At 39.3% G+C, this 20,509-nt stretch carries 21 protein-coding genes and 1 pseudogene; 7 read left to right on the plus strand and 15 right to left on the minus strand.

Features of this window, described 5'->3' with window-relative positions; translation table 11 throughout:
* Window positions 1–153: 153 nt before the first annotated feature.
* From serA to I5515_RS09485, 3 genes are all read left to right on the plus strand, one after another.
* The gene (serA, locus tag I5515_RS09475; RefSeq protein ID WP_199966123.1) at window positions 154–1,386 is read left to right on the plus strand and encodes a phosphoglycerate dehydrogenase; all 1,233 of its coding nucleotides are present in this window, start codon (window positions 154–156) and stop codon (window positions 1,384–1,386) included.
* 103 nt (window positions 1,387–1,489) lie between these two features.
* Complete coding sequence (locus I5515_RS09480) at window positions 1,490–2,374, plus strand: EamA family transporter (protein WP_199966125.1); 885 nt, start codon at window positions 1,490–1,492, stop codon at window positions 2,372–2,374.
* A gap of 90 nt (window positions 2,375–2,464) precedes the next feature.
* Window positions 2,465–3,328 (plus strand): EamA family transporter, encoded by an 864-nt coding sequence (locus tag I5515_RS09485; protein WP_133971535.1) that lies wholly within the window; start codon window positions 2,465–2,467, stop codon window positions 3,326–3,328.
* Window positions 3,329–3,335: 7 nt separating this feature from the next.
* On the opposite strand, the gene I5515_RS09490 is transcribed toward I5515_RS09485, so the two are convergent.
* From I5515_RS09490 to truB, 3 genes are all read right to left on the minus strand, one after another.
* Window positions 3,336–3,779 (minus strand): hemerythrin domain-containing protein, encoded by a 444-nt coding sequence (locus I5515_RS09490; RefSeq protein ID WP_199966127.1) that lies wholly within the window; start codon window positions 3,777–3,779, stop codon window positions 3,336–3,338.
* 211 nt (window positions 3,780–3,990) lie between these two features.
* The gene (locus I5515_RS09495) at window positions 3,991–4,767 is read right to left on the minus strand and encodes a sulfite exporter TauE/SafE family protein (RefSeq protein ID WP_199966129.1); all 777 of its coding nucleotides are present in this window, start codon (window positions 4,765–4,767) and stop codon (window positions 3,991–3,993) included.
* Window positions 4,768–4,786: 19 nt separating this feature from the next.
* Window positions 4,787–5,692, minus strand: coding sequence for a tRNA pseudouridine(55) synthase TruB (gene truB, locus I5515_RS09500; RefSeq protein ID WP_199966131.1), 906 nt, complete (start codon window positions 5,690–5,692; stop codon window positions 4,787–4,789).
* 153 nt (window positions 5,693–5,845) lie between these two features.
* Here truB and I5515_RS09505 point away from each other — a divergent pair, with 153 nt between their 5' ends.
* Together I5515_RS09505 and I5515_RS09510 are read left to right on the plus strand one after the other, a co-directional pair.
* Complete coding sequence (locus tag I5515_RS09505) at window positions 5,846–6,877, plus strand: lipase secretion chaperone (RefSeq protein WP_199966133.1); 1,032 nt, start codon at window positions 5,846–5,848, stop codon at window positions 6,875–6,877.
* A 117-nt stretch (window positions 6,878–6,994) separates the two neighbouring features.
* Window positions 6,995–7,936, plus strand: coding sequence for a lipase family alpha/beta hydrolase (locus I5515_RS09510; RefSeq protein WP_199966674.1), 942 nt, complete (start codon window positions 6,995–6,997; stop codon window positions 7,934–7,936).
* 52 nt (window positions 7,937–7,988) lie between these two features.
* Here the strand turns inward: I5515_RS09510 and rplS are convergent, their stop codons facing one another.
* The 12 genes and pseudogenes from rplS to ispH form a co-directional block, all read right to left on the minus strand.
* Window positions 7,989–8,357, minus strand: a complete 369-nt coding sequence (gene rplS, locus I5515_RS09515; protein WP_016140014.1) for a 50S ribosomal protein L19 — start codon at window positions 8,355–8,357, stop codon at window positions 7,989–7,991.
* Window positions 8,358–8,576: 219 nt separating this feature from the next.
* Window positions 8,577–9,332 (minus strand): tRNA (guanosine(37)-N1)-methyltransferase TrmD, encoded by a 756-nt coding sequence (trmD, locus tag I5515_RS09520; protein ID WP_199966135.1) that lies wholly within the window; start codon window positions 9,330–9,332, stop codon window positions 8,577–8,579.
* Between the two features lie 42 nt (window positions 9,333–9,374).
* Complete coding sequence (gene rimM / locus I5515_RS09525) at window positions 9,375–9,923, minus strand: ribosome maturation factor RimM (protein ID WP_009392005.1); 549 nt, start codon at window positions 9,921–9,923, stop codon at window positions 9,375–9,377.
* 20 nt (window positions 9,924–9,943) lie between these two features.
* Complete coding sequence (rpsP, locus tag I5515_RS09530; protein WP_000260334.1) at window positions 9,944–10,195, minus strand: 30S ribosomal protein S16; 252 nt, start codon at window positions 10,193–10,195, stop codon at window positions 9,944–9,946.
* A 146-nt stretch (window positions 10,196–10,341) separates the two neighbouring features.
* Window positions 10,342–10,767, minus strand: a complete 426-nt coding sequence (locus I5515_RS09535) for a type IV pilin protein (protein ID WP_199966137.1) — start codon at window positions 10,765–10,767, stop codon at window positions 10,342–10,344.
* Window positions 10,767–11,246 (minus strand): type IV pilin protein, encoded by a 480-nt coding sequence (locus I5515_RS09540; RefSeq protein ID WP_199966139.1) that lies wholly within the window; start codon window positions 11,244–11,246, stop codon window positions 10,767–10,769. Before I5515_RS09540 ends, I5515_RS09535 begins: the two co-directional genes overlap by 1 nt.
* 12 nt (window positions 11,247–11,258) lie before the next feature.
* Window positions 11,259–14,231, minus strand: a pseudogene (locus I5515_RS09545) (PilC/PilY family type IV pilus protein); the annotation flags it as partial.
* A 1,205-nt stretch (window positions 14,232–15,436) separates the two neighbouring features.
* Window positions 15,437–16,252: a PilX N-terminal domain-containing pilus assembly protein gene (locus tag I5515_RS09550; protein ID WP_199966143.1), complete on the minus strand. Its 816-nt coding sequence runs from the start codon at window positions 16,250–16,252 to the stop codon at window positions 15,437–15,439.
* Window positions 16,249–17,259 carry a PilW family protein gene (locus tag I5515_RS09555; RefSeq protein ID WP_199966145.1) on the minus strand — a complete coding sequence of 337 codons (1,011 nt, stop codon included), beginning with the start codon at window positions 17,257–17,259 and terminating at the stop codon, window positions 16,249–16,251. Before I5515_RS09555 ends, I5515_RS09550 begins: the two co-directional genes overlap by 4 nt.
* Window positions 17,259–17,810 (minus strand): type IV pilus modification protein PilV, encoded by a 552-nt coding sequence (pilV, locus tag I5515_RS09560; protein WP_199966147.1) that lies wholly within the window; start codon window positions 17,808–17,810, stop codon window positions 17,259–17,261. The genes I5515_RS09555 and pilV overlap by 1 nt, the downstream gene beginning before the upstream one ends.
* Window positions 17,795–18,280, minus strand: coding sequence for a GspH/FimT family pseudopilin (locus I5515_RS09565; protein ID WP_199966149.1), 486 nt, complete (start codon window positions 18,278–18,280; stop codon window positions 17,795–17,797). The genes pilV and I5515_RS09565 overlap by 16 nt, the downstream gene beginning before the upstream one ends.
* Window positions 18,281–18,451: 171 nt before the next feature.
* Window positions 18,452–19,402, minus strand: a complete 951-nt coding sequence (gene ispH / locus I5515_RS09570) for a 4-hydroxy-3-methylbut-2-enyl diphosphate reductase (protein WP_199966151.1) — start codon at window positions 19,400–19,402, stop codon at window positions 18,452–18,454.
* Between the two features lie 122 nt (window positions 19,403–19,524).
* Between ispH and gmk the strand changes: the two genes are divergently transcribed.
* Both gmk and rpoZ read left to right on the plus strand, forming a co-directional pair.
* On the plus strand, window positions 19,525–20,154 hold the full coding sequence (gene gmk / locus I5515_RS09575) for a guanylate kinase (RefSeq protein WP_004789787.1): 630 nt from the start codon (window positions 19,525–19,527) through the stop codon (window positions 20,152–20,154).
* A gap of 72 nt (window positions 20,155–20,226) precedes the next feature.
* On the plus strand, window positions 20,227–20,505 hold the full coding sequence (rpoZ, locus tag I5515_RS09580) for a DNA-directed RNA polymerase subunit omega (protein ID WP_002116990.1): 279 nt from the start codon (window positions 20,227–20,229) through the stop codon (window positions 20,503–20,505).
* The last annotated feature ends 4 nt before the right edge of the window (window positions 20,506–20,509 follow it).

A 20,509-nucleotide genomic window follows, 5' to 3' on the forward strand; every position in this document is an offset into this window, starting at 1 on the left:
CAAACATATTTTTGAAGGATCGACAAGCTATAAACAGAAGTGATTAGACATAGATAAAATTGCCATAAAGCAATGGCACAAACGAAATATCTATAGCACCGCCCATTATGTTATTATAGCGCCACCAAATTTGGCCTTTGTAGCGGAGCCGTAATGAGCCAACATCTTTCACTACCTAAAGATAAAATCCGTTTCCTTTTGTTAGAAGGCGTTCACCAAAACGCAGTCGATACTTTAAACGCTGCGGGTTATACCAACATTGACTATCGTAAAACTGCTCTTGAAGGCGAAGCGCTAAAAGAGGCTGTTAAAGATGCTCACTTTATTGGTATTCGTTCGCGTACCCAATTGACTGAAGAAGTTTTCGAAGCTGCAAATAAATTGATCGCTGTAGGTTGTTTCTGTATTGGAACAAACCAAGTTGATCTTAAAGCAGCGATGGCACGTGGTATTCCTGTATTTAACGCACCGTATTCAAATACGCGTTCGGTTGCAGAGCTTGTACTTGCTGAAACGATTCTTCTTCTTCGCCGTGTTCCTGAAAAGTCAGCGGCTTGTCATCGTGGTGGTTGGGACAAATCTGCTAACGGTTCTTTTGAAACTCGTGGCAAAACTTTAGGTATTGTGGGTTACGGTTCCATCGGTTCTCAGCTTTCTGTACTTGCTGAAAGCTTAGGTATGCATGTGATTTATTACGATGCCGTAACTAAATTACCAATGGGCAATGCTCGCCAAGTTGGTTCGTTAGACGAACTCTTAGCGACTGCTGATGTAGTGACTTTACATGTGCCAGATGTTCCATCTACGCGTAACTTCTTCACTAAAGAACAATTTGCAAAAATGAAAGAAGGTGCAATCTTCTTAAATGCTGCACGTGGTACATGTGTAGTAATTGAAGATTTAGCTGATGCAATCAAATCTGGCCATATTGCTGGCGCAGCAGTTGACGTATTCCCGAAAGAACCAAAAGCAAATGGTGAAGAATTCCAGTCTCCACTTCGTGGTTTAGACAATGTGATTTTGACCCCGCATGTTGGTGGTTCAACCATGGAAGCGCAAGCAAACATCGGTTTAGAAGTTGCAGAGAAATTTGTTGCTTACTCTGACAAAGGTATGACGCTTTCTGCGGTGAACTTCCCAGAAATCGCATTACCATTGACTGCTGGTCAACACCGTTTATTGCACATTCACAAAAACGTGCCGGGTGTACTATCTAAAATTAACAACTTGTTCGCTGAACAAGGTATCAACATTTCTGGTCAATCACTTATGACTAAAGGTGACATCGGTTACCTCGTAATGGACGTTGATGCTTCTGCTTCTCACGAAGCTTTAGATATGTTGCATGAAGTTGAAGGTACAATTCGCGTGCGCGTATTGTTCTAATCTAATACGAACTGTAAATTTAAAAGCCACAGCATTGTCTGTGGCTTTTTTATGGGCATTTACATTATCATGTGAAAAGTATACCAATCGATCAAATAATAAAATGTCCAGTTCTAACCAGAAATCTCAGCTACATGCTTTGGGCTTTCTTATTCTCGCTATGCTGAGCGTACAAAGCAGTGCATCTTTAGCCAAAATTCTGTTTCAGAACTTTCCTGTCCTTACCGTTTCTGCAATGCGCTTATGCTTAGGTGCAATTATTCTTGCCTTTATTTTTAAAATTTGGCGGATCAATTATAGTCAGGTCCGCTGGAAAGCTATTTTAGCTTATGGTTTTGCTCTTGCAGGAATGAATGCACTTTTTTACCTATCAATTGAACGATTACCCATTGGGATTGCAGTTGCTTTTGAATTTATTGGCCCTTTAAGTGTAGCCCTATATCACGCACGTCAAAAATATGATTTTGTGTGGGTCAGTTTAGCGATTATTGGCCTCGTTTTACTTTTCCCTTTTAATCAGGCTCATAGTCTGGATTGGATCGGAGTATTATTTGCGGTTAGTGCTGGCGCATGTTGGGCACTTTATATTATTGCTGGTCAAAAACCTTCAGGTATCTCAGGCAATCACACTGTGTGTTTAGGAATGAGTGTGGGCGCATGCATATTATTACCCATTACTTTTTTCTCAGACTCAATAGGGCAAGTTATAGAGCTCCCCTATCTTTTCTATTTTATTGGCTTAGCAATTTTAGCCAGCGCATTACCCTTCTCTTTAGAAATGCTAGCCCTACGTAATTTAACACCCTTAAGTTTCGGAACGCTAATGAGCTTAGAACCCGCAGTTGCTGCACTTTCTGGTTTTATCTTTTTAGGTGAATATTTGTTATGGAATCAATGGCTGGCACTCGCAACAATTATTGTAGCTTCCGTCGGTTGTACCATAACCACCCAAAAAGCACGCAAGGAACGTGAAAAAGCAGTAGGTTGATGCAATTAAATTAGCAAGTAGAAACACGCTATTCGTTATAATTGAGCAATATATTTATTAAATATCAAATGAGGCCTTAGGGTATTGTCCATGCAGAATCTTCCCATCATTGCTGTGCTATATATGATTCTGTCGATGGTTTCATATCAAATCAGTGCTTCATTTGCTAAGCAGCTCATTGCAATATTAGACCCTCTTACCGTTACAGTTTTAAGGCTGAGTTTTGCAACGGTTATTGTCGCCATCATGTTCCGCTCGTGGAAAATCTGGTCGCGCTTACCCTATTTAAAATGGCGTGATTTGCTCATGTACTGCGCCTCTTTGGGCCTAATGAATATTTTATTTTATACGTCGCTCGGAAAGTTACCTCAAGGCATTGCAGTGGGCTTAGAATTTATTGGCCCATTAGGTCTTGCTCTACTTTCTATTAAACAAAAGAGTGACTATATTTGGGTAGCATTTGCGATGTTAGGTATTGCACTGATGGTGCCTTGGCAAGACCCAACGCAGCACCACTTTTCATATGTGGGTGCTGCATGTGCACTAGGTGCTGGATTTTGCTGGGCCTTCTACATTTATTTTGGTCAGAAAGTTGTGACCCAAAATATAGGTATGCATGCTTTAACCATCGGAATTGGATTATCTGCACTGACCTTACTACCGATTGGCATCTGGCATAATGCTCCTGCATTACTTGAGACACAGTACTGGGGTAAAGCATTGCTTATTGCTATTTTAGCAACCGCTATTCCATACGCACTTGATTTAATGGCACTCAAACAACTCAATAAATTAACTTACGGTACCCTAACGAGTTTAGCGCCAGCATTGGCAGCATTAACGGGTTTCTTATTACTTCACGAAGAAATCAGCATGCTGCAATGGGTGGCTTTAGCTTGTGTAATGCTAGCGTCGATTGGAGTTACTTTAAGAAGTACTAAAAAAGTAGCGTAGTTAAATACTATTGCTGCTTTTTATACTTTTTATATTCCTTTAAATATTTATTACCAAGCGTTTCTTTTTCACTGTCTTTAAGAATTTTTCCCGCTTGTTGGAAAAATTTATGCTCTTCTTCTTTTAAATGATGATGGACTTTTTCACTCAACTGTTTAGCAGTTGCTAACCAGCTCGGGCTACTCATATCCGTTTTCTCAAGTTGTTCAACCAACTCATCCATTTCATGATGTTCAGCTAAAGCATGTCTCGTAATATCTAAACCGACATCATCAAACATTAAAGGGATATATAAATAACGGTCTTCGGCAACCGAGTGGGCATAAAGTTCATTTTTCAATACATCAAATAATTCTTTTCGTTCTTCGGTTAAACCATGGGTTTGGACTAATTTTTCAGAAAGGTTGCGTTGATTTTCATGGCTTTCTCTTAATGCTTCGAAAATATTCATTCTCTTCCTCATTTTTAGCTAAAAAATCTTTTTTATTTCAAGGCTTATCATACGTTGAAATTTATGTTGTTTACGTAGCTTAAAATGAGACTATTTTTTACACAGTTTTCTTTCTAGTAAATTTCTGTAATGATTTTTATATTTCTAATTTTAAATGATACATAAAAGTATGAATTGCTATTTAACATCAATTCATACTTTCAATACTATTTTAGCCAGTAACAAACATCTGATAGCCCAAACGGCAAATCAAAATACTCACCAAAATTAAAAAGATAATACGGACAAAACCACTACCGTATTTTAGCGCAGTTCTTACACCCACAATAGAACCCAACACATTCGCAACAGCCATCATTAAACCAATATGCAAAATAGCGTGACCTGTCGGAATTAAAAAACTCAGAGCAGCTAAATTCGTCATAAAATTACCGATTTTTGACAAAGCTGAAGCATGTAAAAAATCGACTTGTAAAAAACGAATAAAGAAAAAGATAAAGAAACTACCCGTACCCGGGCCGAAAATACCGTCATAGAAACCGATTGCTAAACTACCAATGCCAGCTAAAACTAGCATTTTATTGGTAATTTTTTGCTCAGTATGGACTTGTCCAAAGTTCTTTTTTACTAAGGTATAGATGGCAATTACGATCAGCATTACGAATACGAAAGGACGTAATACAGATTGAGGAATAAGTGATAAACAAGCAGCACCAGCAAAAGAGCTAATTAGCGCACAAATAGCAATGACTGCTAAAAGTTTCCATTGCAACTTCACTCTTTTTGCAAATGTATAAGCCGCCGACGCCGTACCAAAAATGGATGAGACTTTATTGGTACCAATAACCGTAGCAGTCGACATGTTAGGAAAAGTGCTCATGATCCCCGGAATCTGGATGAGTCCACCGCCGCCCACAGCAGCATCAATTGCTCCCGCAGTAAACGCAAAAAAGATCAAACTAAGGATAACATCCCATTCCATGCCCATGCTCTATACTCTACATCTACTACAAATTTAAGATACGCTTAGGTACCAACCGTTTTTTATCGGTAATCTCGGCTAAGCCTAAACAGCGCTCACCCGAAAAAACCAAAACTTCTGCTTCTGCAGAATGCTCAATATTGCTTTCTAAACCGTTGCAAAAATACTTTTCGCGCCCTTCAGGCACCTGAATTTTTAAGAAATGATCAACTGGAGCATAAACTGGAAGTAGCAATGCTTCTCTTTGCTCTTCGGTTAAGCTTTCTAAATATTCAATGGTATAACTCGGAATAAGCTCAAAATGTCCTGTTTGAGTCCGATTTAGCATGGTTAAATGCCCACCACAGCCAAGTGCCTCACCAATATCTTCCCCCAATACACGAATATATGTTCCTTTAGAACACGTTACATCCAGAGTGAGACTATTTTCAGTAAACTCAATTAACTCTAAGGCATAAATCGTGATTGGACGCGCTTCACGCTCAATCTCGATACCTTTTCGGGCAAGCTCATATAACGGCCTACCTTCTTTTTTCAAAGCCGAATACATAGGTGGAATTTGTTGAATATCACCTCTAAATTTTTCTAAGCTTTGTTCAATCAGCTCTTGGCTCAGAACAGGAACAGGGCGTTCTTGTAAAATCTCCCCCTCCACATCACCTGTCGTGGTGGTTTGTCCTAATCGAACAGTGGTTTGGTAGCGCTTTGTTGAGTCAAGCAAATAATGTGAGAACTTGGTAGCCTCTCCTAAACAAATAGGAAGCAACCCAGTCGCCAATGGGTCTAAAGCTCCTGTATGACCTGCTTTTTGGGCGCGATATAACCAACGCACTTTTTGCAAAGCCGCATTTGAACTGAGCCCTAATGGTTTATTTAATAGAAATACACCACTAATATGGCGACGAGAAATTTTTTGATTTTTTGTCGTCATTTTTATTGGAACACAAAGCTAGAAAAAAGTGCCGACATGTTAGCAAATTCGGCATGATATTTTCATAATATTTAGATGCCTTTTCACTTATTTTATGGCACATTAATGATCGAGTAAAAAAACAACAAATTAAAACTTAAGGAAGATATCTTTATGCAAGGGATGCAGAAGAAGGTATTGTGGTGTGTGCTCGGATTTTTTATTTTGAGTCTCATTGCATGTGTATATTGGTTAAGTCCTGACTCAAAAAATACATCAGCTCAGATAAGTGAAAGTAAAACTCAAAACTTAGCATCAGCTCCTCATGCAGATCATTTACTGCTAAATGAAGATGCATACCATAGTAAAAGTCAGCAAGATACAGAAGTTAACTGCCAGCTAAAAATTGATGGTTCCCAACATTTGGTCGTGAATAGTCAAACTCGTGACTGCTTTGAATATTTTATTACCCAATATGGCGAAAATGATTTAGAACAAATCAAAAATCACTTTGGGAAATTTATTCAAGGACAATATTTAGAACCAGCTCGCTCGCAGATTCTGGACTTATGGAGCCGTTATTTAAAATATCGCGAACAGCTTGCTCAAATCCAAGCGCCTTCGGCTAAACAACAAGATAAAAACTATTTTCAAAAGATCTTTAATTCAATTCAAGATATAAGAAAACGTTTCTTTTCTACCACCGAAATTGAAGGACTCTTCTCGAGCGAAGACATCTATCAGAACTATACGCTAGATCGAATGCAGATACTTGAGAATTCCTCTTTAAGCGAAATTGAAAAAGCACGAAAGCTTAAAGAGCGTTTTGAAGAACTTCCAGCAGACTGGCAACAAAATCTACAAGAACTCTCCAAACTTGATGATTTACATACGCTCACCAAACAAATTAAAGCACGCAATGGTTCAGCAGAAGAACTTCGGCAAATGCGCACAGCACTTGTTGGAGCCGAGGCGACTCAAAGATTAGAAACTTTAGATACACAACGGAATGCTTGGCAGCAAAGAGTCACAAATTACCTCGATGGTCGAGATCAAATTATTAAAAGTAATATGACTGATAGCGCCAAAAATCAAGCTATTCAAGAGTTACGCCAACAACAATTCAATTCATCACAAGAACAACTAAGACTTCGAACTTTTGAAACGGTCCATGATCAGGGAGGTGCACTGCCATTTAATTATTAAGCCTTTCCTTTTTAGGGAAATGGCTAAACATTCACTAGCAGTAAGAAGCTGCTTTTCATACAAAATAAAAATAGTGAGTAAAAAATGAAAAGGAAGTTAATGTTTTTCTGCGCTGCAATGCTCTCAGGACTGAGTATTTCAGCAGCCCATGCAACAAATGCTGAACAAGTGAAAAGCTCGTTCGTATATTCATCTTACGCTCAAACAAAATACCCACTGGTTTTTAACCACGGTATGGCTGGCTTTAGCCGAGTTGGAACAGATACACTTGGTCTCGATTATTGGTACCAAATTCTTCCTGATCTTGCTCGTAATGGAGGAAATGTCTGGGCAACAAGAGTCTCACCATTTAATTCAACAGAAGTGCGTGGAGAACAACTTGCTCAGCAAGTAGAAGAAATTATTGCCATTACAGGTAAACCCAAAGTCAACTTAATCGGTCATAGCCATGGGGGCCCAACAATTCGCTATGTGGCCGGTATCATGCCAGAAAAAGTTGCCTCACTCACCACGATTGGTGCACCTCATAAGGGATCACCAATGGCAGATGTCATTCTGAATGTTGAGGGTACTCCTCTTTCAGGCTTGGCAACATTAGTAAACTGGTTTTCAGCAGCAATTACTTGGGCGGAACGTTTAGACCCCGCAAGCTATCCACATGACTCTTTAGCAGGCGCACATAGCTTATCGACGCAAGGTTCATCTCAATTTAATGCTCAATTCCCCATGGGCATACCAACGACTTCTTGTGGTGAGGGAGCATATCAAGAGAAAGGTATTTATATGTATTCTTTCTCTGGAAATAAAGCTCTGACTAATCCATTAGACCCATTTGATATTGCCCTTACAGGCAGTAGTTTAGTGGTAGATCCACTTGGTGATAATGATGGACTAGTTTCCCGATGCAGCGCCAAATTTGGTAAAACAATTCGTGATGATTACAACTGGAATCATTTAGATGAAGTGAACCAAGTACTCGGGATACGTTCTATTTTTGCTTCAGATCCTGTCTCGGTTTATCGTCAACATGCAAACCGTTTGAAACTACAAGGACTATAATTTTTAAACAAAAAAATGCGCCAAAAGGCGCATTTTTTTACTCGGTATAAGCTTACGCTTTACGAGCTGGTAATTTTTCACGAATACGTGCAGCTTTACCAGACAAGTCACGGAGGTAGTAAAGTTTAGCACGACGAACGTCACCACGACGTTTCACTTCGATTTTAGCAACAACTGGTGAGTGAGTTTGGAATACACGCTCAACACCAACACCGCTAGAAATTTTACGAACTGTAAATGCAGAGTTTAAACCACGATTTTTCTTCGCGATTACAACACCTTCAAATGCCTGAAGACGCTCACGCTCACCTTCTTTTACTTTAACTTGGACAATAACAGTGTCACCAGGAGCAAAAGCAGGGATATCAGTTTTTAACTGTGCATTTTCAATAATTTGAACTAAAGGATGTTTACCACTCATTGTGGGAATCTCCAATATGTGCGGAGTCAGAAGAGGTCTGAGGTTCCGCTGGGGATAGAGGCTAAAGCGCATATCAACCCGTTTATCTTTCCCTTTACGACAAAACGTCGATAAAGAGCCTTAGAATATACATAAAACTATTCATTAAATAGAATCATGCTTTAACTCGAAGCATTGCTTCTCGTCTTGTTGCAGAACTTTCGTTCCTGAGAATAGCGATTAAGAATTACCACCATGCCCTTGCGTATCTTTTAGCCATTTTTTCTGCTGCTTATTCAACTCTACTTTTTCAGCCAACTCTGGTCGACGTTCTAAAGTTCGTTGATACCGCTGCAAAAAGCGCCACTTTTCGATATTGCCATGATGTCCAGATTTTAAAACCTCTGGCACATCCAGCCCCTCAAAATGGTCTGGCTTTGTATATTGCGGACAATCTAAAAGACCATCAACAAAAGAATCTTGTACTGCTGACTGTTCATCTGACATTACATTCGGCAAACGACGAATAATACTGTCAAGTAACACCATAGCGGGCAGTTCACCACCTGATAAAACGTAATCACCAATTGACCATTCCTGATCAACATAATGCTGGATCAAACGTTCATCCACTCCCTCATAACGTCCACACAGTACAATTAAGCCGTCGTAATCAACAAACTGCTGTACTGCCTGTTCATTTAAAGTTTTGCCTTGTGGAGACATATACACCACAGGAACATGAACATGTCCTGCTTGTGAGGCAAGCTGTTTGGCATGCGCAATTGCTTTCGCCAAAGGCTCAGCCATCATTACCATCCCAGGGCCACCACCAAATGGACGTTCATCCACTCTTCTGTAGTTTCCCTCAGCAAAATCACGAGGATTAATACAAGTAACTTGTACAATATCTCGTTTTGCCGCACGTCCGCTGATGCCGTAGGCTGTAATCGCTTCAAACATTTCAGGAAAAAGCGTAATGACTGCAAAAAACATCACAGACTCCTCTATTTTCCTGCTGTATTAATCCTAAAAGGATTAATAATCTACGCCCCAATTGACGTAAATACGACCAGCTTCAAGATCAACACGTTGTACTACATCTTTATGCCAAGGAATCATGCGTTCTTCTGAATCAATGCTGTCAGGGGTAGCATGTACCACCATCACATCATTAGCTCCAGTTTCAAACAACTCATGAATTTTACCTAAGTTTACTTCCTGTTCTTCATCATCCAGACCAAACACTGTTAAGCCTTTTAAATCTGACCAGTAGTACTCATCTACATCTGCTTTTGGCAGTTGAGACTTAGCAATCCAGATATTAGCGCCAACCAAGTTTTCTGCCCCAGTGCGATCACTCACACCTTTCAAAGCAACAACTAGGCCTTTGCCATGTGGTTTCCAACGTTTTACATCTATTGTCTGCCAACCGGCCTTGGTCTCAATGTACCAAGGCAGGTAGTCAAACATATTGCTCATAGGTTCTGTATTTGAATACACCCAGAGCCACCCATTCAATCCATAAGCTGAACGTAACTGTCCAATCTGAATACGATCTTCGGGAACATTCTGTGTTGATGTCATGGGCTACCTACTACAAAAAATTATGCAGTAGCTTTTTTAGCTTGAGCAGCTAAAGAAGCAACACGTTCAGAAGGTTGAGCACCTTGAGAAACCCAGTGAGCAAAACGGTCTGCATCTAAACGAAGTTTTTCTGCTTGACCTTGTGCAGTCGGGTTAAAGAAACCGATACGCTCGATAAAACGACCATCACGTGCATTGCGGCTATCAGTCACAACGATTTGATAGAATGGACGTTTTTTTGCGCCGCCACGTGCTAAACGAATAACAACCATGATAAAAGCCTTATAATTCTTACGGATTATCCCTGCGCCGACCATCGGCAACACTTCAAACCCCTTTCATAGAGGGCAACATTCTACGTGATTTTTACCCTGAAAGAAAGATTAAATTTTGAGTTATCCGCAGTTTTGAATTTAAATTACTCTGTCCAACTTGATGAAGCAGATAACGCACAAACTGTAGCACCTTTTGCCCAAAACTTTTGCCCTTGATCATTTAAGCAAATAATGCCATCGCCCGATTGAGAGCTAGTAGAAATTGGGGTTGCAGTAAGCACCCAAGTTGAATCATTCAAAGTAGTAAAAGCCAAACTATATAAAGCTTGTCCTTGCATGGGACTCACATTAGAACCATATATCGTCTCTATGGTTGCACTCGAGGAATAACGGTTATCGACCATTCTTTGAGATTCTAAAGTTTGTGCAATATTCATCATTTCAGATTGAACAGCTGTACGATGCCCTTTACGTAAATATTGTAAATATGAAGGGGTAGCTATCGCTGCTAAAATTGCAACAATCGCTACCACAATCATTAATTCAATCAATGTAAAACCACTCTTCACTACCAACTCTCACTATTTGCTTCACATGTATTACATGTAGTTGTTCCACCACAATCATTATCTACAGCGCTAGCCGTTAAACTTTGGCAACGCAAACCTGAGTTTTTAGCAATAAAATTAAAATTTCTCGAATCTGTAGTCGTTGCCCTAATCACCCATGTCTGTCCATTTGCAGCAGAATCAGTTAATAGACTACCAGTAGTTGTATCATCAGTGATTTGAATCGTATAACCACCTCGGGCTAGCGTTACAGAGGTTGTAGTAAAACCTCTGTAAGTAAAATTTCTAGACTTATGTTGCTCCAATCGTTCAGCTAATTTCAAAATTTCACTCTTCGCAGCAGAGGCTGTAGCCCTCCGGGTATAGCTTTGATATGAAGGAATGGCAATAGAAGCAAAAATAGCTACGATAACAAGGACGACCATAAGTTCAATCAGAGTAACACCCTGATTGAATTTCGGATTATAGTATTTACTCATAAATCATCCTTTCTAGCGATAACGCTCATACCAACGCACAGGCACCAAATGACTTGTACATTGCCACTGCCCTGTTCCTTGTTGGTTACCGGATAACTTTAACTTTCCACAACTGTTCTGCGGCGCAGGATTATCATCAGTCGGTACAAATCCAATATTACGAATGCCTGAACCAATTAGATTCAAGTTCTTACCTGCTGCATCAATCTGAAAACCACTTGGATTTTCCTTAGTCTGATTAATCGATCCATCTGCATTAAGACATGCCCCAAATGGTAAACAGTAAGTTTGGCGATCTGTTTCACCCACTACACGTGGCAAACAAGGATCTGACGCAACAATACCTGTTCCTTGAGGATCATATACAGGAACAATTAAATTGCCCGTAATTGCCATTGGTTCTTCAAATGCTTTAAGTCCCCCTTTAACACGGAAACTATTATCTGCTTTTTCAGTACCATTGCTTGTACTTGAAAGCGATCGATACCAACCTCCCTGACCTGTGCCTGTACTTGGAAAGAAAATTTGCCCTACACTAGTTTCACCTGTTCTTAATATTTGTGGATTTTTTCGAAGATTTAAGCGAATAAGGTCCTTAGTTTCAAGCTGACTATCACTTAACGACATTAAATTCTTCTTGATAAAGTCTCTATCAATAATTCCATATACATTATTTACAGGCCGACCACTGAGTGCCGTACTAGGAGACATACCTTCCCGCCCAATAATTGGATAAACATCAAGCGGTGTACTCCGATCACCAGAAGACATCCCAACCGTAATAAATGAGCGACTGCCATAATCATGGATTGTTACTGTAGGCGGCTCATAAAAACGAGGGGCATTTCCACCTGTGTAATCATTTCCACTATCATTTGTTGTATCATTTGTTGCTAGATTTGCCAAGCGAACTACTCGTATGCCAAAACTACTATAAGTCGAATTAGTCTGTGTCTGATTATTATTCAGATCTACACGGAAGATTTGTCCACCTAAATCGCCAAAATACAAATGGTCTACTAAGCCATCCCCATCTCGGTCCAAAGTACTAATACGACTAACAATACTATGCTTCATATTAGCATTATCATTACTTGAGCCTGTATCACTGGTCCACCATAAACGCTCTCCAGTTTTGGCATCTATAATATAGACAGCATTACCTTTTGCTTTTCCATTGGTAAAGCATGAGTCGCTCAACGTAATATTTGGTTTTTCATAGCATTGATCATAACCACCACCAACAATCATGACGCGTCTAATAACACCGTTATAACGAATATTTGCAAGCACCGGCTTAGACCAACTTTGTCCCATACGGCTATAGTCAGCTTGGTCTGCACCTATTCTGAACATTAATTGTGGGGAAGTAGGATTTAATACATTTAATCCATAATAGCTGCTTCCACCCATCCGCATTCCGCCATAAATATTCATTTGCTTAGCGGTCACTTTAGATACTGCCGTGCTACCAGAACCTGTAGTGGTAATGTTGTATGCAGGATCTGACACCCATGCGCCATCCATACCTTGAGCAGGAGCTGTTGAATCACTTTGACCAACCACTAAAGCTTTAGAAGCTATTGAATCATTTAATATATCGGCTGGTATAAATACCATTTGCTCGACCCCAGAAGAGGCATCAACGATATGCAATCCTCCCTCCATACTTCCGTAAAGAATAGATTGATCACGTGTGGTAGTTAAATTCCCATTTTGATCTAAAGTTCCGCTATAAGTAAGTTGTACTGGAAAAGAATGAATACTTCCGCCCATCGATAAATAAGGAGCATTTGATGTAGTTAATGAACTTGGTAGAGCTGTCGCTGTAATATCTGTCGGATAACCCAAGTAATTTAATAATTTTAATTTCAAGCTCACAGGAAATGCCTTCAAAACATCCTGTCCCGTAGATGTATCAAATTTTCCTAGAACATAACTTGCAGTATTAACTGCTGTATCAAAAGGATTTGTATTTACAGTAGGTGCAGCAGGAATTTTCAATAAATTCGTATTTGTAGTAGATATTTTAGTTAGACTACCATCTGTGGCCACTGTAGAAACATCAGTAAATAGATTTCGGATTTTACTTTTTCCTGCATAATAATATTTAGTAATATTACCTTGAGCATTTACTTGTTCTGTCTGACCTAAAGCTGGTAAGGGTACATTGCTATAGGTACCTCCTAAGAAAACTTTTCCACCATCATTATAACTAGAGCTATTCCAATAATCTTTTGTGCCACTACGGAATGCTCCATTTGCATCATAGACCAGCCCGCCAGAGTTTGCTTCAAAAGCACCAGCATTTGAACCAGATAAAACCACATGATATTTTTTTAAGTTACCACGCCAAGTGAGGTAAGCATTAGCTGGATCTGGCTCAAAAGCCCGTAAATAACCATATTCCTGTAGATTTTTAGGATTTAATGCATCATAAGGTACAGAAATCGCGCCAGTAGTGAGCGGTTCTAAAGGAACCTTGCCTAAGTTATTAATAAATGCAATAACGCTATCGGTTACCCCTTGCGCACTTTGAGTAGGGAAAAAACCACCATTGCCATAACCTGGAGCAGATACTGCGTTCGCTCCCTGAGTCGGAGAGCATGCATCATCACCGTTTCTATCTATTTGAGTACGGGAACTCATCTTACATGCGTTCTTCGCATCTGTAGTGCTCAAGGCATTTAATGCTGAACCGAAACCAACAAAAGCAGTTTGTATAGATACATTGGCTGGGTTTGTAGCATTATTAGGATCACTTTGAATCACCCCGCCATTAAACAAGGCTTTAGCAAAGTTACTCATATAATCCCAGTTGGTCCCACCGCTCAGGCCACCACTATTACTAAACGAGCCAAGATTCAATGCAGAGGCTAGAACGGAAGAGTTCACATTATTCGTCGGCTCACCGTCAGAAAGAATATAAACCCCTTGACCATCACAACTTTGACGCTGACTAGCAAGAGGTAATGGCGACTTATAAGTAGTATAGTTAGTATTTGGATCTTTTGAGCTCTGCACAGAACTATTAAAACCACTATAACTATTTGTACCTAAAATTGTTTGTGTCTGATAAACACAACTACCTGTGACAGCATTAACTGTACATTGTGTATCATAGGTAGCCGTTGTTGGATTAGTAATTGAAGCAGCACTCCACGTGGTACAACCACTAGAGTTATATGCAGTACAACTTTGATAATTAGGTACTGTGCCTACTACGTTAGTTTGGGTATATGTAGATTTATAATAATAGGTAGTTGTCCACAAAAATGTTTTATAATAATAAGTCGTGTAAGTCGTTACATTTCCGTTTACCGAGCTTGTAACGTTAGTAGTATAACCGGATAAAGTAGATTGGCTTGGGATTGTTGTTGGGGTATATGTACACTTTGTATAATCTGTTGAACCAGCAGCCGAAGCATTACCACAACTATTATAAACAGTCTGTGAAGTCTGGGTGACAGTTGGATAATATTTAAAATACATCGCTACGTTTACTGTAGTCGAACTTAATGTTCGTGTACCCATTAAATAAGCTGCTGCCTCAGCAAAAGCATTCGCTGTAGGGGTACCACCACTTGCTTCTAATCCAGCTACAGCATTTTTTAATGCAACTCGTTGAGCAGATCCGACAATACCCAAATTTGCTGCTGGAACTAAAATTTCACCACTATTATTATCTCCAGTAGTTCCACTGCTATATGTAGAGAAATGTCCCAATCCAACACTTACATTATTAAATATAGGGTTATTATTTTCTAAAAAAGAAAACATACCATCTTTTAAACGCGTTAATCGTTCATAACAGCGATAACTGTTATCTGCTTGTTTCTCACATCCAGTTGTTGAATTAGTTACTTTGCTATTAGTAGTATTTGAGGAAACTCCACAATAATAACGTCGATAACTAGGCGTGGTTGTTGAATTCACATAAGTTGGTGAACAATTTGTAATCCCATAATCATCATAAATACCAAAACCAGACTGGATGATATGCCCCATTGATCCAGAAGTATCTAGCATCATGACAATCGTTTTTTTACCGGCTGTAGGAGAGGCATAAATTTGTAAATCACTTGCCAGCACTACAGAACTCGTCATGAGCCATGTAAATGTTATTAAACTTGAATAAATGGCATACCATAATTTATTTGGTTTAAAATCTAATTTCATGATATTCCCCATTATGAACCTGGCGCCATGGTTTCGGTAAGCTTATTGGTATAATTAAATTCTTGAACTTGAGTACTAAAAGGTACGTTATGGTTTGCTAAACAATCAGCTAACGTCTGCTTACTTACTAAGGCACTGTCAAAGTTATCACTGATTTTGGCACCGCTTGTGCTCAGACAATCTGCTTGTAAAGTTTGCATTGAAGTAGAAGCGTACGCAGGTAAAAAAGAAGTTGTAACAACTCTAATGCGCTGTGTAGAAAGCATACTCTTTGGTAATGCTGTACCCTCAGATGCGTTTGTTCCACGTGCTAAATTTGAACCTGGAATATCATTAATCGCATCTGTTGGAATACTTACAGCAATTTGAGTAACAATAGCTTGGCGATTACTTCCATAATCAGTAGTAAGATCACAAAAACCAGCTATTCCCCCATCCTCTACCACCGCATTATTAGCTGATCCAGCTCGTAATAAACTTGCATCTCGAGTTTGAGCAAAACTTACTGTAGTAGAAACTGGCTTATAGCAAAAATTATATTCCGACCCAGGATGGCTTTCATTTTCTTTGAGCGCAGCTCCCACTACATTAGTAATATTGGTGAGTGTTGATGGGTCCATCTGCGTAATAAGTTGTATGGGAGCATCAGACGATTGAAAGTTTAACTGACCAATTTGACTATTGGTTGCAACCTTCAAAGAAACAATAGCCACTCTTATGGCTAAGACCCCAACAGAAATAACAATTAATAAAATAATAAGCACAACAATAAGTGTTGCACCTCTTTCATGATGCTGAACTATATATTTTTTTCTCAAATGGGTCATAGTTTTTCCCCCATTGCATTACGTAGAGCAATTGTTGTGCTATAAACACGTCGCAAAAATCGCGTACTCGTATCTGTGGCATGCACTGTTTGATCTAACATTACAAATTTTTGGTTAGGATCAATGGCTTTGTTCTGGGCATTATTTGTAGAACGTGCCAACACAGAAAGTTGTATAGACAAAATACGTGGAGGCAATTGAGCTGGAGAAGCAGCACGTGCAGCTTGTGCAGCAACCCGATATTGAGGAATAGTGTAATAAGCAAAGTTACCAGCTGTGTCTTTTGCACCTAATAAAACATGAAAATAGTCAATACGAGGCAATATGATTTGACCCGCATCCCCAAACTTTTCAACCGATGTTGGTTGGGCTGTAGGTAGATCAGAAGGTTTATTTGCATCACATGCCAGTGCATAATCTTGTTGAGAACTACCATTATTATCAAGACGTAAAAAATAGCGTTCTACCACAAGATCTCCTGCCAAAACATTTACACCTTCGCAATTTGTCATATTAGAAGGTGCAATAAATTGAATAGTGAGCTGATCACTTTGTACAGTAGCATTTGAACTATTCTGTATATTTGAGAGACCTTTCCATTGATTATTAGCAGTACTTACCGTATCGCCTGCTCCACGACTTAACAAGGCATCTGCAATATACGTATTACTTCCTGTATCAGTTAATATAGTAGGCACAAAATTTATATTGTTATTGTTGGTGGCCGTAGAACCAGTTAATATCACGCCTCCCCAAGGAGTAGTATCATCTAACTGAGGGTTTACGACGTTTCCATAATTTACAAGTCTTATATCACGTGCAATATAATCCAAACCAAAAACACCACTATCTTGTATTTCAGCATTCGCTTTCTGCAACCGACTTGATAAAATCCCACCAATAAACAATTGGGTAGCGGCTGCAACTAAAATCAAACCTAAAGCCAAAGCCACCATAAGTTCGATTAAAGTAAAACCGTGCTGCTTTACTAAAAATGATCGAGCCATCAATATGCCTCCATCATTAAACATTTAGAATTAGAAACATAAATACCGCTACTAGATATGCAATTTGATACATCTACAGTTGATGCGCTCCCACTTGTACTCATTACAGGTAAAGTTTTTCCCCAAAAAGCGAAAAGGCACTGTCTCTGTAAAGTCATAGTTGAAGTAACCCCAGGACAACTTGTCATTGTAATTTTGATACCTAGTTGATCTGCAATTCTCGCTGTTTGGTATGCATCAAATTGAGCAAGTTGCGAAGGAGTACAAGCCGTGTTGAAGCAGGAAGCAGGAGCAACTGTCGTAGATGAAAAATTACTATAACTACGAACAAAAGCCGGATATTGGCCAGATTGAACACTATTTACACGAATATTTTCGGCTAACCCTCTCATGATTATCATCGCCTGAGATTTAGTTAATGCCTCTGAAGATGCATCCATAGCCTTAAGTTGAAGCGCTACGTAACCTAAAACTCCTATTGCAAGCAAAATCAAAGCGACTAAAACCTCTATTAGTCCAACCCCTGCTTGCGCTTTTAGTTTGGTGGGCATGGTGTCTCCTCAGCTTTAAAAATTAATGTGCCAAGCTTTGTTAGAATAAGAACCTTCTTTTTATTTATTTTTGAATTACAAATAGATATCAGTGTATCTTGGGTGATATTGCTTACCACTCCATTTAGATTAAACGTTAATGTAGTGGTAGCTAAAGAGCTTTGCGTACTATCAGCGGCTATATTTTTTAGTGTAAGAGTATTATTAGAAGTAGCTTGCCAATTTAATGCAGTGGTCGTGTTGGAAGCCGTTGAATTCAAATTAACTGAAACATTCTGACGATTAAGTATTGCTTGGCTTTTCGCTTCCGACAAAGTATTGATTAGGCCTCGTTGATTTTCATCTAGTCGTTTGCTTTCTAATAAATTCGACATAGACGGCGCAGCCATCATCGCAATAATCGCCATTACTGCAATCGTCACCATAAGTTCAACCAAGGTGAACCCTTCTTGCGGAATAACTCCCCTCATCCCCCGAACCCCAAATAAACTTAAGAATTTTTTATTTATTATTTAAATTTTACGGTTTAGATTTACAAAAAAAATACAAAGCAGATAAAGGGTATAAAAAAACAGATAATCGTCACATCAACAATTATCTGTTTTACTATTTTAAAATCAATATGTTAAATAAGTCACACTTTATGCTTGAGTCACATGAATACGTAATTCTTTAGGAAGACTAAAGGTTATGTTCTCTTCACGCCCATCTAATTCTTTAGGTGCTTGCGCGCCCCAGTCTTGTAAACGTTGAATCACTTGCTTAATTAGAATTTCTGGTGCTGAAGCACCCGCTGTCACACCAATTTTGCAAGTATCATTGAACCATGACTGCTCTAGCTGATCCGCATTATCTACAAGATAAGCTGCTTTACCCATACGTTCTGCAAGCTCGCGTAAACGATTTGAATTTGATGAGTTAGGTGAACCTACAACCAATACCACATCACATTTTTCAGCCAAGTCACGTACCGCATCTTGTCTATTTTGAGTTGCATAGCAAATATCATCTTTACGCGGCCCCTGAATATGAGGAAATTTCGCACGCAAGGCATCAATAACTTTAGCTGTATCATCAATAGATAAAGTTGTTTGAGTTACAAATGCAAGTTTTTCAGGATGCCTTACTGCAAGCGCAGCCACATCAGCTTCATCTTCAACCAGATAAATGTCACCACCTTTCAATTTGTCATATTGGCCCATTGTTCCTTCAACTTCAGGGTGTCCTTCATGACCAATTAAAATTGCTTCTGTTCCTTCGCGGGCATATTTGGTTACTTCAATATGAACTTTGGTAACCAAGGGACAAGTCGCATCAAAAACTTTTAAGCCACGACGCTCGGCTTCTTGCTGAACAGCTTTTGAAACACCGTGCGCACTAAAAATCACAATTGAGTCATCTGGAACCTGATCTAGTTCATCAACAAAAACCGCCCCTCTTTGACGCAAATCATCTACAACAAATTTATTGTGTACAACTTCATGACGCACATAAATAGGAGGATTAAAACATTCTAAAGCCCGATTGACGATTGCTATGGCTCGATCAACACCGGCACAAAAACCACGCGGATTAGCTAACACAATTTCCATAACAGCCTCAAAATTAATAGAACAGGGGAATTTCTCTTGAATATTTGCAATTAAAACTATTCAGTTTAAACGCACGGTACACTACAATAGCGAAGATATTTTATCATATCAGGAAAAATATCATGTCGGGTCTATTGTTTGTCGTTTCTGCTGCATCAGGAACGGGCAAAACATCTTTGGTGAAAGCCCTGCTTGACCGTGTGAGCAATTTACATGTTTCAGTCTCACATACCACCCGAGGTCAACGTCCCGGTGAGTTAGATGGTGTTCACTATCACTTCACTACAAAAGATGAATTTCTAGACCAAGTCAACCATGACGGTTTTATTGAATACGCTGAAGTATTTGGTAATTACTATGGCACTTCTCAAGCAACTGTAAAACAACAGTTAGCTCAAGGACACGATGTTCTACTTGAAATTGATTGGCAAGGTGCAGAGCAAGTACGCAAACTTTTTCCTGAATCCAAGCAAATATTTATTTTACCGCCAACACAGTTTGACCTTCGTCAGCGTTTATCTAACCGTGGTACAGACTCAGTTGAAGTCATTGAACATCGTTTAAGCTGTGCAGTTGAAGATATGCAGCATTACACGAACTTTGATTACATCATTATTAATGATGACTTTAATAAAGCCTTACATGAGATTGAAGCTGTGATTACAGCAAATCGTCTAGTGCTATCTCAGCAAGCGAAACGTTATCAAACATTAATTCAAGACTTGATTACTCCTCAACCAAAACAGGAATAACTTGAGTCTAGATCGAAAGCCTTTTATACTGTTTAGTCTGTTCAAATTCACCATTCCAAAACGAGAACTTTTATGGCACGCGTCACCGTTGAAGATTGTTTAGATCATGTAGACAACCGTTTTGAGCTTGTGCTCGTTGCAAGTAAACGTGCTCGTCAATTGGCACGTCAAGGCATGGAGCCAACTGTAGAATGGGATAACGACAAACCGACTGTAGTTTCTTTGCGCGAAATCGCGGCAGGGCACGTTACGAAAGAAATTCTTAAACAACGTGAACAAGATTATCAAACTTCTAGTCTTGATCTTGCTCTTTCTACAAACAGCTTGAATTTAGAAGGTTTTTCTTTCTAATTAA

This window comes from Acinetobacter calcoaceticus (assembly GCF_016508255.1).
GTDB classification, from domain to species: Bacteria; Pseudomonadota; Gammaproteobacteria; order Pseudomonadales; family Moraxellaceae; genus Acinetobacter; species Acinetobacter calcoaceticus_E.

What these genes read in the sequence shown, in the direction of transcription:
- rplS (WP_016140014.1), bottom strand. Translation starts at nt 8,357, where the DNA reads ATGAGTGGTAAACATCCTTTAGTTCAAATTATTGAAAATGCACAGTTA.
- I5515_RS09485 (WP_133971535.1), top strand. Translation starts at nt 2,465, where the DNA reads ATGCAGAATCTTCCCATCATTGCTGTGCTATATATGATTCTGTCGATG.
- I5515_RS09555 (WP_199966145.1), bottom strand. Translation starts at nt 17,259, where the DNA reads ATGGCTCGATCATTTTTAGTAAAGCAGCACGGTTTTACTTTAATCGAA.
- ispH (WP_199966151.1), bottom strand. Translation starts at nt 19,402, where the DNA reads ATGGAAATTGTGTTAGCTAATCCGCGTGGTTTTTGTGCCGGTGTTGAT.
- pilV (WP_199966147.1), bottom strand. Translation starts at nt 17,810, where the DNA reads ATGCCCACCAAACTAAAAGCGCAAGCAGGGGTTGGACTAATAGAGGTT.
- trmD (WP_199966135.1), bottom strand. Translation starts at nt 9,332, where the DNA reads ATGTTTTTTGCAGTCATTACGCTTTTTCCTGAAATGTTTGAAGCGATT.
- I5515_RS09505 (WP_199966133.1), top strand. Translation starts at nt 5,846, where the DNA reads ATGCAAGGGATGCAGAAGAAGGTATTGTGGTGTGTGCTCGGATTTTTT.
- I5515_RS09565 (WP_199966149.1), bottom strand. Translation starts at nt 18,280, where the DNA reads ATGAGGGGAGTTATTCCGCAAGAAGGGTTCACCTTGGTTGAACTTATG.
- I5515_RS09550 (WP_199966143.1), bottom strand. Translation starts at nt 16,252, where the DNA reads ATGACCCATTTGAGAAAAAAATATATAGTTCAGCATCATGAAAGAGGT.
- I5515_RS09490 (WP_199966127.1), bottom strand. Translation starts at nt 3,779, where the DNA reads ATGAATATTTTCGAAGCATTAAGAGAAAGCCATGAAAATCAACGCAAC.
- gmk (WP_004789787.1), top strand. Translation starts at nt 19,525, where the DNA reads ATGTCGGGTCTATTGTTTGTCGTTTCTGCTGCATCAGGAACGGGCAAA.
- I5515_RS09540 (WP_199966139.1), bottom strand. Translation starts at nt 11,246, where the DNA reads ATGAGTAAATACTATAATCCGAAATTCAATCAGGGTGTTACTCTGATT.
- I5515_RS09480 (WP_199966125.1), top strand. Translation starts at nt 1,490, where the DNA reads ATGTCCAGTTCTAACCAGAAATCTCAGCTACATGCTTTGGGCTTTCTT.
- rpsP (WP_000260334.1), bottom strand. Translation starts at nt 10,195, where the DNA reads ATGGTTGTTATTCGTTTAGCACGTGGCGGCGCAAAAAAACGTCCATTC.
- truB (WP_199966131.1), bottom strand. Translation starts at nt 5,692, where the DNA reads ATGACGACAAAAAATCAAAAAATTTCTCGTCGCCATATTAGTGGTGTA.
- rimM (WP_009392005.1), bottom strand. Translation starts at nt 9,923, where the DNA reads ATGACATCAACACAGAATGTTCCCGAAGATCGTATTCAGATTGGACAG.
- serA (WP_199966123.1), top strand. Translation starts at nt 154, where the DNA reads ATGAGCCAACATCTTTCACTACCTAAAGATAAAATCCGTTTCCTTTTG.
- I5515_RS09495 (WP_199966129.1), bottom strand. Translation starts at nt 4,767, where the DNA reads ATGGGCATGGAATGGGATGTTATCCTTAGTTTGATCTTTTTTGCGTTT.
- rpoZ (WP_002116990.1), top strand. Translation starts at nt 20,227, where the DNA reads ATGGCACGCGTCACCGTTGAAGATTGTTTAGATCATGTAGACAACCGT.
- I5515_RS09510 (WP_199966674.1), top strand. Translation starts at nt 6,995, where the DNA reads ATGCTCTCAGGACTGAGTATTTCAGCAGCCCATGCAACAAATGCTGAA.